At 71.7% G+C, this 14,233-nt stretch carries 15 protein-coding genes; 2 read left to right on the top strand and 13 right to left on the bottom strand.

The genetic code is table 11. The features are described 5' to 3' along the window. Window position 1 precedes the first annotated feature (1 nt). From ACFYNU_RS03120 to ACFYNU_RS03130, 3 genes are all read right to left on the bottom strand, one after another. Window positions 2-802 (bottom strand): SAM-dependent methyltransferase, encoded by an 801-nt coding sequence (locus ACFYNU_RS03120; RefSeq protein WP_356589519.1) that lies wholly within the window; start codon window positions 800-802, stop codon window positions 2-4. A gap of 139 nt (window positions 803-941) precedes the next feature. Then, window positions 942-1,178, bottom strand: coding sequence for a DUF397 domain-containing protein (locus ACFYNU_RS03125; protein ID WP_356589521.1), 237 nt, complete (start codon window positions 1,176-1,178; stop codon window positions 942-944). Continuing rightward, window positions 1,179-2,039: a helix-turn-helix transcriptional regulator gene (locus ACFYNU_RS03130; RefSeq protein ID WP_356589523.1), complete on the bottom strand. Its 861-nt coding sequence runs from the start codon at window positions 2,037-2,039 to the stop codon at window positions 1,179-1,181. It lies immediately after the preceding gene. Between the two features lie 200 nt (window positions 2,040-2,239). On the opposite strand from ACFYNU_RS03130, the gene ACFYNU_RS03135 reads away from it, so the two are divergent. Together ACFYNU_RS03135 and ACFYNU_RS03140 are read left to right on the top strand one after the other, a co-directional pair. After that, complete coding sequence (locus tag ACFYNU_RS03135; RefSeq protein ID WP_356589525.1) at window positions 2,240-2,722, top strand: ATP-binding protein; 483 nt, start codon at window positions 2,240-2,242, stop codon at window positions 2,720-2,722. Then, on the top strand, window positions 2,722-3,147 hold the full coding sequence (locus tag ACFYNU_RS03140) for a hypothetical protein (RefSeq protein WP_356589696.1): 426 nt from the start codon (window positions 2,722-2,724) through the stop codon (window positions 3,145-3,147). The genes ACFYNU_RS03135 and ACFYNU_RS03140 overlap by 1 nt, the downstream gene beginning before the upstream one ends. Before the next feature lie 42 nt (window positions 3,148-3,189). Here ACFYNU_RS03140 and ACFYNU_RS03145 read toward each other — a convergent pair whose 3' ends face one another. The 10 genes from ACFYNU_RS03145 to ACFYNU_RS03190 form a co-directional block, all read right to left on the bottom strand. Then, window positions 3,190-4,164, bottom strand: a complete 975-nt coding sequence (locus ACFYNU_RS03145; RefSeq protein ID WP_356589527.1) for a sugar kinase — start codon at window positions 4,162-4,164, stop codon at window positions 3,190-3,192. Then, entirely contained in the window at window positions 4,161-4,814 is a 654-nt protein-coding gene (locus tag ACFYNU_RS03150) for a bifunctional 4-hydroxy-2-oxoglutarate aldolase/2-dehydro-3-deoxy-phosphogluconate aldolase (protein WP_356589529.1), read from the bottom strand. Before ACFYNU_RS03150 ends, ACFYNU_RS03145 begins: the two co-directional genes overlap by 4 nt. Window positions 4,815-5,337: 523 nt before the next feature. After that, entirely contained in the window at window positions 5,338-6,135 is a 798-nt protein-coding gene (locus ACFYNU_RS03155) for a hypothetical protein (RefSeq protein ID WP_356589531.1), read from the bottom strand. Beyond that, window positions 6,129-7,274 (bottom strand): galactonate dehydratase, encoded by a 1,146-nt coding sequence (dgoD, locus tag ACFYNU_RS03160; RefSeq protein WP_356589533.1) that lies wholly within the window; start codon window positions 7,272-7,274, stop codon window positions 6,129-6,131. Before dgoD ends, ACFYNU_RS03155 begins: the two co-directional genes overlap by 7 nt. Beyond that, a complete protein-coding gene (locus ACFYNU_RS03165) occupies window positions 7,271-8,026 on the bottom strand; it encodes a FadR/GntR family transcriptional regulator (RefSeq protein ID WP_356589535.1) in 756 nt (251 codons plus the stop codon). The genes dgoD and ACFYNU_RS03165 overlap by 4 nt, the downstream gene beginning before the upstream one ends. 67 nt (window positions 8,027-8,093) lie before the next feature. After that, complete coding sequence (locus ACFYNU_RS03170) at window positions 8,094-8,852, bottom strand: SDR family oxidoreductase (RefSeq protein WP_356589537.1); 759 nt, start codon at window positions 8,850-8,852, stop codon at window positions 8,094-8,096. 79 nt (window positions 8,853-8,931) lie between these two features. Beyond that, the gene (locus tag ACFYNU_RS03175; RefSeq protein ID WP_356589539.1) at window positions 8,932-11,076 is read right to left on the bottom strand and encodes an alpha-galactosidase; all 2,145 of its coding nucleotides are present in this window, start codon (window positions 11,074-11,076) and stop codon (window positions 8,932-8,934) included. Further along, complete coding sequence (locus tag ACFYNU_RS03180) at window positions 11,073-11,924, bottom strand: carbohydrate ABC transporter permease (RefSeq protein WP_356589541.1); 852 nt, start codon at window positions 11,922-11,924, stop codon at window positions 11,073-11,075. Before ACFYNU_RS03180 ends, ACFYNU_RS03175 begins: the two co-directional genes overlap by 4 nt. Beyond that, on the bottom strand, window positions 11,924-12,871 hold the full coding sequence (locus ACFYNU_RS03185) for a sugar ABC transporter permease (protein WP_356589543.1): 948 nt from the start codon (window positions 12,869-12,871) through the stop codon (window positions 11,924-11,926). The genes ACFYNU_RS03180 and ACFYNU_RS03185 overlap by 1 nt, the downstream gene beginning before the upstream one ends. A gap of 1 nt (window position 12,872) precedes the next feature. Further along, complete coding sequence (locus ACFYNU_RS03190; protein WP_356589545.1) at window positions 12,873-14,159, bottom strand: ABC transporter substrate-binding protein; 1,287 nt, start codon at window positions 14,157-14,159, stop codon at window positions 12,873-12,875. Between the last annotated feature and the right edge of the window lie 74 nt (window positions 14,160-14,233).

Genomic DNA, 14,233 nt, shown 5'->3' on the forward strand with positions numbered 1-14,233 from the left:
GTCAGGGCTTGCGGGCGACGCCCACGAAACCGGGGATGAGCCCGTTGTCCGGGACGGGGACGACCTCGCCCAGCTCCGGGCGCCACTCGGTCACCAGGGAGACACCGGGGTCGACGAGTTCGAGACCCTCGAAGAACTCGCCGACCTCCTCGCGAGAGCGCAGCGCCAGCGGTACGCCCTTCGCCTTGTACAGCTCCTGCGCCTTCTCCGAGCCCTCCGGGTCGAACTCGCCCGTGGTGTGGGAGATCACGAGATAGCTGCCGGACGCCAGCGGCGCCAGCAACTTGCGTACCAGCTCGTGCGCGCCGTCCTCGTCCGGGACGAAGTGGAGCAGCGCGATCAGCGACAGGGCGACCGGCTTGTCGAAGTCCAGTATCTTCCCGGCCTGTTCGACGATCGCGTCGGGCTCACGCGCGTCGGCCTGGATGTACTCGGTGGAGCCTTCGGCGCTGCTGCGCAGCAGCGCCTCCGCGTGCCGCAGCACGATGGGGTCGTTGTCGGTGTAGACGACGCGCGAGTCCGCGGCGACCTGCTGGGCTATCTGGTGCAGGTTGGGCTCGGTGGGGATGCCCGTACCGATGTCGAGGTACTGGCGGATGCCGGCCTCGGCGCCGAGCCAGCGGGTCGCCCGGTGCATGAACGCCCGGTTGCACTTGGCCATCTCCCGCCCGAGCGGGTTCAGTTCGAGGAGCTGGCGGGCCATCTCCTCGTCGACGGGATAGTTGTCCTTGCCGCCGAGGAACCAGTCGTACATGCGAGCCGGGTGTGGCCTGCTGGTGTCGATGGGGTCATGCCCGGTCATGTGCACTCCATGAGTCTCAGCGTCACTGGCAAGAACAGGTGGCGGAACAAGTGGCGAAACATGTGGCAAAGAACAGATGAGTGGAGATCCGATCAGCCCTGATCGGTTCGTACCAGGTGGGATCCGGCCGATCCGGACGTCAGGTGAGCAGGAAGTCTGCCTGGCCGGACTTGGCGCCTTGAATGAACGCGGCGATCTCACCGTGGGTGTAGATCAGCGCGGGGCCGTCAGGGTCGTTGGACTGGCGTACGGCGATTCTGCCGTCGGCCAGCTTCATGGCCTCGACACAGTTGCCGCCGTTGCCGCCGCTCCACGGCTTGTGCCAGCCTTCGGCGCCGAGGTCGGTGGCGGGCATGCCGTTGTATATCGGATCCATTCACAGCTCCTTGCGGACATCCTTGAGGATCTCCTTCGTGCGTTGTGCAGTTGCAGCCTGAGCCGCCATGCGGTCCATGACCTCAAGGTGGGTCGCCACCTCAGGACGCGAGTCGAGGTAGACGGCGCCGGTCAGGTACTCGCTGTAGATCATGTCGGGCAGTTCGGGCATGGCGAAACGGAAAAGCACGAACGGCCCGTACGTCCCGGGGTGGTGTCCGGAGGAGAACTCCGCGATCTGCAACGTCACATTGGGCATCTCGGTCGCGTCGATGAGCCGGTCGACCTGCTCGCGCATGATGTCCGGCGTTCCGACGGGACGGCGAAGCACCGTCTCATCCATGATCACCCACAATCTGGGTGCGTCCGACCGCGTGAGCAGGGACTGGCGTTGCATACGGAGTGCGACGTGCCGCTCGATCGCCTCCGGCTGGACCTGACCCACCGCGCCGGCGTGCATGACCGACAGGGCGTACCCCTCCGTCTGGAGCAGCCCCGGCACGAAGTGCGGTTCGTACGCCCTGACCAGGGAGGCGGCGCCTTCCAGGCTGACGTACATGCTGAACCAGTCCGGCAGGATGTCGTGGAACCGCTGCCACCAGCCGGGCTTGTTGGCCTCCTCGGTCAGCTCGACGAAGGCGTTCGCCTCGTCCTCGCCGACTCCGTAGGCCCGGAGAAGTACCTGCACATAGGGGACTTTGAGCGTGACCTCGGCGGTCTCCATCCTGCGGACGGTGGCCGACGCCACCCGGAGAAGCTTCGCGGCTTCCTCGCGTTTCAGGCCGGCTCTCTCGCGCAGATCCATCAGGCGTTTGCCGAGTACGACCTGTCCCACGGTCGGGGCAGACCGCGGTTCACTCACTTTGGAACCTCCCCATGCACGGTTGCCAGCAGTGTGCCATGCCCTTGCCACGAAGAACACGGCACTCTGAAAATTTCACAGTGCTACTTGCCAAGTGTCCCGCACGGGTAGAGAGTGGTTCGGTGAACCAGTTCATGCAGTTGTCGTGCTCCGCCCGGAGGTTTCGCACGGTGCTGCTTCCCCACCGTTAGGAATCGGTCGTGGCACCTGGTAACGCGCTCACCCCCCCGCTGATGACCGTGTGCCCTGGCAACGTTGTCCGCCGCTACGGTTTCGCCCTACCCGCCCACGCGGAGTCGGTCTGTCGCGCCAGACGGCTCACCCGTGCGCGGCTCGACCGGTGGGGCACCACGGACGAGACACGCGAGACCGCGATCCTGATCATCTCGGAGCTGGTGACGAACGCCGTCGTCCACGCGCCCGGCGACCATGTCATGTGCGAATTGCGCGAAGGAAACGGCCGCCTCCACATAGCGGTCGAGGACCAGGGTTTCGGGCCCACCGGGCCGCAGTTGCACCGGTCGACCGACGACGAGCACGACGAGCACGGCCGGGGACTGCTCCTCGTGGACGCCATGAGCAGCAGCTGGGGAACACGGGACACATCCGGTTACGGCGCCGGGCGTGTCGTCTGGGCGGAGCTGCCGCACGAAGCCGGGCAGGGGCAGGGGCAACCGTGCTGATGGGTGCGATGCGCCGGTTCGCCCGGGGGCTGCGCGAGGAGCGGAGCGGATTCGCGCAACTGCCGCTGCCGCCGACGCTGCCCGCCTCGCTCGGCTGTGACGCGGTGGGCGTCCCCGCGAGGCACGGGTTCCGGCTGATGGGCAGGCTGCCCAGCACCGGCTGCGTCTTCGCCGACACCGAGTGGTGGTGGTGGATCGTCCCCGCCGGCTCGAATCTCGAACTGGACTGGCCTCAGCCCGCGCGCTACGTCTCCGGGACGCTGGTCCCGGCCACCCGCCCCCGGCTGATCCACTGGCCGGACGCCCCCACCCCGTACACGCCGCCGATCCCCTTCTACCTGATGGTCTGCCAGCTCGCGGGGACGACGCCTACGTGGGAGGCGCAGTCGTCTCGGGGAGAGATCCCGATGCGGCAGCGCGGCTGACGACGCGGGCCCTGGGCGGGGCCTTTGCCGACGGGGCCTTCTCTATACGGAGAGCGAGTTCCAGGTGCTCTCGTCGGCCGACAGCAGGTCCCGGGTACGGTCCGGCGGCAGCAGCGGGCCGTGGTCGGCCGCGACGCGCAGGGCGGACGCCGCCGTCAGATGGCCGAGGCGCAGGGCCCGTACCGGATCGTCGTGGCGCAGCAGACCGGCCAGGAAACCTCCGGCGAACGCGTCGCCCGCGCCCACCGGCTCGACCACCCGCACCGTCGGCGCGCGCACCGTGTACGTGTCGGGGCCGACATACGCGGTGGCCGCCCGCGCCCCGTCCTTGACGACCAGCACGCGCGGCTCCGGCAGGAGGGCGCGGACCGTGTCGGCGGAGGTCAGGGCCGTGCCCCAGAGCGCCTGGGCCTCGTCGAGCCCGACCAGGACGAGATCCGCGCGGGCCGCGAGCGACAGCAGGACATCGGCGGCCGGCTCGTCGCCCCAGAGCGCGGGGCGGTGGTTGACGTCGAAGCTGACGGCGTACGGCCGCTCCGGGCGCAGCGCCCGCTCCACCAGGGCGCGGCAGGACGCCGAGAGCGCCGGGGTGATGCCGGTGAGATGGACAAGGGCCGCGTCCCGCACCGTCGGAGAGTCCAGGGCGGACGGTCCCAGCGCGGAGGCCGCCGATCCGGCGCGGTAGTAGTGCACGGTGGTCGCGTCCGTGCCGGGATTCTTGACCAGCAGGCCGGTGGGGCGGGCCGGGTCGGTCCGTACACCGGAGACGTCGACGCCCGACGCGGCGATCCGCTCCCGGACCCGCCGCCCGAAGGGGTCGTCGCCGAGCGCTGACACCCAGCGGGCCGGCACACCGTGGTCGGCGAGATACATCGCGACGTTCGACTCGGCGCCCGCGACGTCGAGCCGCAGCAGTTCGGCGGTGTCGAGCGGTGCGACCGGGTCGGGCGCCAGGGCCGCCATGGTCTCGCCGACACAGACGACCGGTCCCGGGCGCAGGAGCGGACCCGTACTCACGAAGGGCCGCCCTGGGCACCGGCGCGTACGACGTCCAGGAAGACGCGAGCGCGGGCGCGCAGCGCGTCGTCACCGGCTCCGCCCGCCGGGCCGGCGGCGTCCCCCACGAGGGGGGATCCGACGCCGACCGCGAGCGCCCCGGCGTCGAGATACGCGCGGGCGGCTGCGGCGTCGACACCCCCGACCGGCACGAACGGGACGTCGGGGAACGGGCCTTGGAGCGCGCGCAGATACTCCGGGCCGCCGGCCTGGGCGGCGGGGAAGAGCTTCACGGCGCAGGCTCCGGCGCGCAGCGCGGCGACGATCTCGGTGGGCGTCATCACTCCGGCGAGTACGGGCAGTTGGAGCTCCCGCGCGGCGGTGACGCCTGCGCAGACGGCGGGCGTGACGACGAAGTCCGCGCCGGCCCGGTGCACGGCGCGCGCGTCGTCGGCGGTCAGGACGGTGCCGGCACCGAGGGGCGCGCCGGGTCCGAGCGCGGCGCGGGCCCGCGCGATGACGTCCAGCGCGTCCCGCCCGCTGAGGGAGACCTCCACGAGGGCGATGCCCTCCTCGACCAGGGTGAGTACGGTCCTGAGCGCCGCGTCGGGGTCGTCGCCGCGCACGATGGCGACGAGTCGATGGGCACGCAGGGCGGCCGGCAGATCCACGGGGGTTCCCTTCTGGGTGGGTGGTGGCTGGTGGGCGGTCGAACATTCGAGGCTACGTGCGCCTCGGGGACCCACCGCGCGCGGTGGGTGCGCTTGATGACGGGGTGCGGTCGACGCCCCCCGGTGGCCAGTGCCAGGTGGGCCCGGCTGTCGCCGGTCGACGGTCGACGGGGGACGGCCCGTCCAACCGATCTCGTGCGCCCCGGACGCCTCCGCACGCCGTCCATGGGGGCGCGGGGCTCCCCCTCGTCCCTCGGCGTACGCGGGCGACGGCCACCGGCACACCCCACGTGTGCCGGTGGGCCTGGCTGTCGCCGGTCGACGGGGGACGTGGGACGGCCCGTCCAACCGATCTCGTGCACCCCGGACGCCTCCGCACGCCGCCCCAGCGGGCGCGGGGCTCCCCCTCGTCGCCCGGCAGACGTGGGCGACGTCGGCGACGCGGCGAGCGGGCGCCCAGGGGCGTGAGCCCGGACCTCCCGGCCATCGGTCGCTACCGGCGCACCCACGTGTCCGGCCGTGTTCACGGGGACGGCTCGTCGGTCGTCGCCGTGATCGTCAGGCGCCAGTGGGCCTCGCCCGACGTCGGGACCCGTGCGGCGTCGGTCTCTCCCGCCGTCGACAGGTCGAAGACGCGGCCGAGCATCGGTTCGACGCCGATGGAGCGGTACGGCGCGTTGGCGGGGAAGCCGCCGAGGTTGCGCCAGAGGGCGACGGAGACGGGCCGGCCCGGTGCGTCGACGCTCAGGTGCAGCGTGTTCCGGCCGTCGCGCACCGACACCCTCGGGGTGGCGACGATCGCGCCCACGGCCGTGCCGTCGTCCGGGCCGAGCCGGTCGAGCGGCACATCGGCGACCAGGGGCCAGGCGCCCGCGATCCGGCGCGCCCCCTCGTCCGGGTAGAGGTGGGTCGGCGTGCCGTCGGGGATGCCGAGGGTGGCGTCGGGCGACACGTCCAGGAGCGCGTGGGCGGCCCAGAGGAAGCGGTGGCCCGGTGCGGCCGTGAGCCGGTAGTCGGCGACGAGCGCGTCCCCCTCGCTGCGGATACGGCGTACGAGATGGAAGTCCGGGCAGTCGACCCACTCCTCGTCGCCGGCCCGGTGCCAGGGCCGGGACCACGCGTCACCGTGGTCGGGGGCGCCGCGCACCGTCGGGACGCACTCCTCTACTCCCCCGGCGTCGGCGAAGGCGTCGCCCGGCGTGACGAGGGCACGGCGCGGCTCGTCGCGCCGCCACAGCCACTCCCGGCCGCCCGCGCGCAGCGATGTCCACCGGCCGCCGTGCGCGCGGTCGGTCTCGGCGCGGACCGGCACGCTCACCATTCGGCGAACGAGCCGTCGTCGTGGCGCCAGAGCGGGTTGCGCCAGGCGTGCCCGGCCCGGTCGGCGGCGCGTACGGCGTTCTCGTCGACCGTGACGCCGAGCCCCGGCAGTTCGGTGCGGTGCGCGTGGCCGTCGGTGAAGCGGAACGGTTCGGTGTCCACGACGTACGACAGCAGGTCGGCGTCCTTGTTGTAGTGCAGGCCCCTGCTCTGCTCCTGGATGAGGAAGTTCGGGGTGCAGAAGGCGACTTGGAGGCTGGCGGCCAGCGCGATCGGGCCCAGCGGGCAGTGCGGTGCCAGCTGCGCCCCGTAGGTGTCGGCGAGCGACGCGATGCGGTGCACCTCCGATATGCCGCCGGCGTGCGAGAGGTCGGGCTGGGCCACGGCGATGCCCGCGGCGAGCGCGGGCAGGAACTCGGCGCGCCCGTAGAGCCGTTCGCCGGTCGCGACGGGTACGGGGCTGGACGCGATCAGCCCGGCCAGCAGATGCCCGTGCTCCGGCAGCAGCGGCTCCTCCACGAACAGCGGGTGCAGCGGGGCGAGTTCGGACAGGACCCGGCGGGCGCCCGCCGGGCTGAAGCGGCCGTGGAAGTCGACCGCGACGTCCCGGTGCGGGCCGAGGACCGCGCGTGCCGCCGCCACCCGCTCGACCACGGCGGCGGTCTCGGCGGGGCTGGTGATCGGGGACGTACGCCCGGCGGCGTTCATCTTCACGGCGGTGAAGCCGGCCTCGACCTGTGCCGTGACCTCGTCGGTGAGCCGGGCGGGTTCGTCGCCGCCCACCCACGCGTACACCCGCACCCGGTCCCTGACGGGCCCGCCGAGGAGGGCGTGCGCGGGCGCGCCGTACGTCTTGCCCGCGATGTCCCACAGGGCCTGGTCGATCCCGGCGACGGCGCTGGAGAGCACCGGGCCGCCCCGGTAGAAGCCGCCCTTGGTCATGACCTGCCAGTGGTCCTCGATCCGCAGCGGGTCCTGGCCGACGAGAAACTCGGCGAGGACGTCCACGGCCGCCCGTACGACCTCCGCCCGGCCCTCGACCACCGGTTCGCCCCAGCCGACGGTGCCGTCGTCCGTCTCGATACGGCAGAACAGCCAGCGGGGCGGGACGAGGAATGTCTCCACGCGAACAATCTTCACTTCGCCTCGGAGCCTTTCGTCTCGGGGGCGCCCGGTGCGCCCGCCGTGCCGTGCACCTTGTCCAGGTCGCGGACCGCCTGGTCGAGCAGCGCCCGCATGGCCTGCTGCGCGGCGTCCGGGTCCTGGGCGCGTACGGCGTCCAGGACGGCGCGGTGGCTCGGCACGGGATCCTCGCCGTGCGGTGAGGAGTGCACGATCCGGTCGCGGTGGGCGAGGCCGGACTCGATGACCATCTCCATGCGTTCCAGCAGCTCGTTGTGGGTGGCGGCGAGGAGCGCGCGGTGGAAGGCGAGGTCGGCCTCGACCGCGTGCGCGGCTCCGCCGTCCCCCTCCCCCATCTCCGTCAACGCCGCTTCCAGCGCGGCGAGATCGGTGTCGGTGCGCCGCTCGGCGGCGAGCCGGACGGCGGCCGGTTCGATGATGCCGCGCACCTCGCCGAGGTTGCGCAGCAGGTTCAGGTCCGTGCCCGTGCTGGTGCCTTCGGCGAACTGCCAGCGCAGGACGTCGGCGTCGAGGAGGTTCCAGTCGGAGCGGGATCTGACGAACGTCCCCCGGCGCTGCCGCGCGTCGACCATTCCCTTGGCGGCGAGCACCTTCAGCGACTCGCGCAGGGCGGTCAGGCTGACGTCCAACTCGCGCTGGAGTGCCACGAGATCGAGGGTGGCGCCCTCGGGGATCTCGCCGCTGAGCACCCGGCGCGCGAGAGTCTCCACGGTCTGGCCGTGCACTCCGCGGCGCGCGTATGGCGTCATGTGTCGTTCTGCCTTTCTGCTGGTCTCCCGTGTGGGGCGGTTGGTCGTGCGGCCGGGTCGACGGCCGTCAGGCCGAGGCCTTCACGACACTCCATCCGCCGTCCACGAGCAGACTCGATCCGGTGATGTAGGCGGCCTCGTCGGCTGCCAGGAACGCGATGGCCGCCGCGACCTCCTCGGGGGTGCCGAAGCGGCGCGCCGCCGTGCCCTCGACGCTGAGGGCCCGCTCCTGTTCGGGTACGCGGTCCCACGCGGCGGTGAGGATCGGTCCGGGGAGCACGGCGTTGACGCGTACGTCGGGCCCGTACTCGACGGCGAGTTGACCGCACAGCGAGAGCAGCGCGCCCTTGCTCGCGGCGTAGGCCGGGTGGCCGGGGATGCCCATGTGCGCGTGGACCGACGACGTCAGCACCACGGCGCCGCGGTGGGCGCGCAGATCGGGCAGCGCGGCGCGGAAGCCGAGGAAACCGCCGGTGAGGTTGACGGCGAGCTGGCGCTCCCAGGAGGCGACGGTCATCTCGTGCGCGGGGCTGACGTCCACGGTGTAGGCGTTGCTGACGAGGACGCCGACGGGCCCGTGGCGGTGGGCGGCGGCCACGACCCGGTCCCAGTCGTCCTGTTCGGCGACGTCGGCCCGTACGAAGTCGGCCCGGCCCCCGTTGTCGCGGATGCCAGCGGCGACGGCCTCGCCGTGCGCCGTGTCGATGTCGGCGAGGATCACGGCGGCGCCCTCGGCGGCGAGCCGGGACGCGGCGGCGGCTCCGATGCCCGACGCGGCTCCGGTGACCACGGCGACGCGGTCGTGGAAGCGGGCTGGTGCGTTCATGAGGCGGTTCGGCTCCTCCGGGTGCGTGGCCGCCTCGCGGCGGCCCTGGCGACGTGGGCGACTGTAGTGAGCGTGCGGGTCATGGGGTCACCGCTGCCGGTTCCGGGCCGTCCGTCCGGGTCAGAACCACCAGTTCGGCGTCGTGGTCGGCGCTCCAGTGGAACGGCAGCCCCGAGTGCAGCAGATACCCGCCGCCATACACCGTGCCGGACTCCTCGTCCCGGTACCGGGCCGCCGGGTCTAGTCCCCGCAGCCGCAGCCGGGCCGGGCGTCCCGGCACGAGCGGCGCGCCGTCGAGCGGGCCGGTGTTCCAGGCGGTGACGACGGTGCGTGCGCCGGCGCCCCCTCCGGCTTCGTCGTACTGAACGCCGCAGGTCGGCTCGGCGGGCGAGTTGAGCAGCCGCATCTCGCCGTGGTGGACGACGTCGCGGATCTCCTTGTAGCGGGCGATCCAGCGCGCGGCCTCGGCGCGCTGCTCGTCCGTCCACTTCAGGATGTCGGCGCCGATGCCGAGGACGCCCGACAGGGAGCTGACGAAGCGGAAGGCGAGCGTACGGGGCCGGGGGTCGAAGATGCCCGGCGCGTCCGTCACCCAGGAACTCATCGTGTGCGGCGCGTGGGCGTGCAGATAGCCGTACTGGATCGTGAGCCGGTCGAGCGGGGCGGTGTTGTCGCTGGGCCAGAGGACGTCGGTGCGGGCGAGTGTGGCGTGGTCGATCCGGCCGCCGCCGCCCGCGCAGCCCTCGACGGTGACGTGCGGGTGCGCGGTGCGCAGATGGTCGAGTACGCGGAGGTAGCCGGCCACGTGCGCGGCGTCGAGGTCCTGGTTCTCGACGGGGCGCGGGTCGTCGGGCCGGCCGCGTTCGGTGGGCGGGCGGTTCATGTCCCACTTGAGATAGCTGATCGCGTACGTGCCGAGCAGCCGGTCCAGGGTGGCGATGACGAAGTCCTGGACGTCGGCACGGCCGAGGTCGAGCAGGAGCTGGTTGCGTACGAGGGTGACGGGGCGGCCTTCGACACGGTAGACCCACTCGGGGTGTTCGGCGTGCAGGGCCGAGCCGGGGCTGACGGCCTCGGGCTCCACCCAGAGTCCGAAGTCCAGCCCCAGCTCGCGCACCTGGGCGATGAACCGGTCGAAGCCCTCGGGGAATTTGGCCGGGTCGGGATACCAGTCGCCGAGGCCGCCGGTGTCGTCGTCGCGGCCGGTGAACCAGCCGTCGTCGACGACGAACAGCTCGGCGCCGATGTCCGCGGCGACGCGCGCCAGCGCCAGTTGGCCGGCGGCCTCGACGTCGAAGCCGGTGGCCTCCCAGGAGTTGTAGAGCACCGGGCGCGGCCGGTGCAGCCGCTCGCTCGAGAGCCGCCGTTCGTAGCGGTGCCAGACTCGGGCGAGGCCTTCGAGTCCGTCCGGGCTGAACGCGCAGGCCAGTCGCGGGGTGGTGAGCGTGGCTCCGGGCCCGAGGCGGACGGCGCTCTCGAACGGCTGCCGGCCGGCCCGTACGCGCAGCGCGCCGCCCGGCTCGGCGTCGGCGGTGATGTGCCAGCCGCCGGACCATTCGAGGGCGATGCCGTAGGTGGGGGTGGCGCCCTCGGCGGGGGCAGCCGCGTCCTGGATCGCCAGCCAGGGCGCGTACGCGTGCCCCGGGACGGACTGGGTACTGGCCAACTCGAAGCGGCCACGGGTGAGTTCGAGCTGGGTGAGCTGGAACTCGTGCGACCACTGGCCGGCGAGGTAGGTGAGCCGCGCCGTGTCGGTGACGGGGATGTTGACGGCGGCCGAGTCGAAGCGTTCCAGGCGCAGTTCGGTGTCGCCGGTGGAGCCGAGTTCGGTCCAGCGGAGGATCACGTCGGTGCCGGGCACGGTCTCGTAGCAGAGGGTCGTGGTCAGTCCGAGTGTGTCGTCGGCGAAGACGAGGCGCAGCGCGTGGTCGCCGTCGGCGCTCGCGCCGGTGAAGCTCCACCACACGCCGCGCTCCTCGCCGGGGCGCTGGGCGACCAGGTCGGCGCCGGTGAACGGCCGTGGCCCGTAAGGGATGTACTCGGCGGGGGCGGCGTCGGCGGGGGTGATGAAGTGCGTACGGCGTGACCAGTCGAGCGGGGACGGTCCCTGTTCGGCGCCGTGCGGTCCCCAGGCGGAGAGTTCCGCCCAGCCCTCGCCCGGGGCGAGGGCGACGGCGTAGACGGTGTTCGTGGTGCGGAGCAACCACGGTTCGCGCGGGGTCATTTGACCGCTCCCAGATTGAGTCCGGCGACGAAGTGGCGCTGGAACCGCAGGAATACGAGGACGGTCGGGGCCGCCGCGATGACGGAGCCGGCCGCGATCACATTCCACATGGACACATATTGGCCCTGGAGTCCGATCAGTGACGCGGTGATCGGCATCTGGCTGTCGGTCCGCAGCACGGTGATGGCCCACAGCAGATCGTTGAAGATCCAGGTGAAGGAGAGCGCGCTGAGCGCGGCGAGCGCGGGTTTGGTCAGCGGCAGCACGATGCGCGAGTAGATCTGCCAGGGGCTCGCCCCGTCGATCACCGCGGCCTGCTGGATCTCGACGGGGAGGGACCGCATGAATCCGTAGAGGACGAAGACGTAGAAGCCGACGCCGAAGCCGATCTGTACGCCGATGAGCGCGTACAGCGTGTCGTACAGGCCGAGGCTCTCGCTGATCCGGGAGACCGGGATGAGCAGGATCTGCGGCGGCAGCAGATTGCCGCCGAGCATCAGCAGCAACAGCGTGCGGCGCAGCGGCAGTTGGTAGCGGCTGAGGGCGAATGCGGCCATCGACGCGAGGGCCAGTGTGATGAGCACGGTCGGCACGGTGACGAGCATGCTGTTGATCAGCGCCCGCTGCTGGCCGCCGTCGACCCAGGCCTGGCGGAAGCCGTCGAGGGTGAAGGAGTGCGGCAGACCGCCGAGCCCGTTGGCGGCGATGTCGTCGAACGAGCGGACGCTGGTGACGAGGACCAGCGCGATGGGCAGCAGCCACAGGACGGACAGGGCGCCGGCGCCGAGGTGGAAGCCTGCGGTGGCCAGTCTGCGCCGGGTGGCGGTGGAGCCGGAGGTGACGGACATCAGTCGGCCTCCCGGAAGGCGCGGACGAGATACGAGGCGATGACCCCGAAGGCCAGCACGAAGATCACGACCGCGAGGGCGGAGCCGTAGCCCAGTCGCAGCGACTGGAAGGCGGTGGAGTACATGTACGTGGAGAGCAGTTCGGACGAGTGGTACGGCCCGCCGCGGGTGAGGGCCCAGACCACGTCGAAGGAGCGCAGCGAGTCGATGACGATGACCGAGAGGACGACGGCGTTGACGCTGCGCAGCTGCGGCAGGGTGATGTGCCGGAAGCGCTGCCAGCGGCTCGCGCCGTCGACCTTCGACGCCTCGTAGAGCACCGGGTCGATGCCCTTGAGGCCGGCGATGTAGAGGATCATCACGTAGCCGATCTGGCGCCAGAGGGCGGGCACGATCACGGCGTACAGGGCGGTGTCCTGGTCGGCGAGCCAGGAGCGGGTGAGGCCGCCGAGGCCGACGGCTTCGAGGAACTGGTTGATCAGTCCGTCCGGTTGGTACATCGCCTGCCACACGAGGGCGGTGGCGACGAGCGAGAACACGACGGGCAGGAAGAGCGCGGCCCGGTAGAAGCCGACGCCGCGGCGCTCCTGCTGGAGGAGCAGCGCCGCGCCGAGGCCGAGGAGCGCGGAGAGCCCGCCGAAGAGCAGCAGCCACAGGACGGTGTCGAGCACGGCGGTACGGAAGACGGCGTCGCCGAACATCTCACGGAAGTTGCCGAGGCCGATGAAGCGCGGCGCGGAGACACCGTCCCAGTCGGTCAGGGAGAGGTAGAAGCCCTGGACCGCGGGCCAGAACACCCAGAAGGCCTCGGCGAGCAGCGGAACGAGGACGAAGGCGAGGACCACGGGCGGGACCCGGGTGGACCGCTTGCGCCGGGGCCGCCGGTCCTCCGCCGAACTCGGCTGTTCCTGTTGCCTCTTCAGGGGCCCGGTGACGACCGCCGCCATCTCAGCGGCCCCAGATTTTCTGTGACTCGCGCTGCCAGGTGGTGAGGATGGAGCCGATCTCCTTGGGCTTGGCGAGGAAACGGGTGAGCGCGGCGTCGGCGGGCGGCTGGAGCGCGTCGCTGGAGTCGCGGTTGAAGTACTGGGTGAGTTCGGCCGCGCCCTCGATGAGCGCACGGCCCTTCTTCACGAGGGGGGTTCCGCTGTCCTTGGCGTCGGGGTGGGTGGGCAGCGCGGTGCCGGAGGAGTTCTTGATGTACGTCTCCTGCGCCTCGGCGGTGGCGAGGTAGCGCAGCAGCTCCTTGACCTCGGTCTCGCGGCCGGTGCGGGCGCTGGCGAAGTAGCCGTCGGTGGGGGCCTCTTCGGCGACCGGGACCTTGGGGTCGATGACGGGGAAGCGGAAGAAGTCGATGTCCTCCAGTGTCCCCTTGGGCGCGGAGTCGGCGAAGAACGTGCCGATCAGCATCATTCCGGTACGGCCCTGGAGCAGGGCGGTGGTGGCGTCCTGGAAGGGCAGGGCGGTGCCGTTCGGGTCGAAGTAGGGCAGCGCCTCGCCCCAGCGGTCGAAGACCTTGCGGACCTCGGGGTCGTCGAACCGGCGCTTCCCGGCGAGGAGTTCACGGTGGTAGGCGGCGCCGTTGAGCCGGATGTTCAGGTAGTCGAACCAGGAGGACGCCACCCAGGGGGTGTTGCCGCCGGCGCCGAGGCCGATCGGTGCGACGCCCTTGCCCTTGAGGGTGTCGCAGAGGTCCAGGAACTCGTCCCAGGTCTTGGGCTCCTCGACGCCCCACTTGGCAAAGTTCGACTTCCGGTAGAAGACGCCCCACCAGTAGTAGGAGGTGGGGACGAAGACCTTCTTGCCCGCGCCCGAGGTGCAGAGCTTCGCCAACGCGTCCGTGTAGCCGCTGAGTTCGGGCTTGGTCCAGACGTCGCTGATGTCGAGGAGCAGGTCTTTCGCGGCGTACGACTCGGCGACCGAGCCGGGGTACCAGGTGTAAAGGTCCGGCGGGTTGGCGGAGGTGAGATAGGTCGGGAGCTGGGTGCGGAAGGTCTCGGAGGCGACGGTGTTGAGCTTCGCCTTCGCGCCGCCCTTCTTGACGAAGCCCGCGACGACCTTGCCCATGGCCGCCTTGGCCTGCGGTGAGGAGAGGTTGGACTGGACGGTGACCTCGCCGCCCGACTCGCTCGTGCCGGTCGATCCCGAGGTGACGCAGCCGCTGAGCAGCGCGGCGGCGCCGACGGCGCCGGTGCCGGCGAGGAACTGGCGGCGGCCGGGTGGTGGGGTGGTCATGGGTGAACTCCCTGTCGGACGGTGCGGGTTGGGTGGTGCGGGGTGGGGCCGGCCGGAGTTGCCGCTCCGGGCCG

Source organism: Streptomyces sp. NPDC006643 (assembly GCF_042870175.1).
GTDB lineage: Bacteria > Actinomycetota > Actinomycetes > Streptomycetales > Streptomycetaceae > Streptomyces.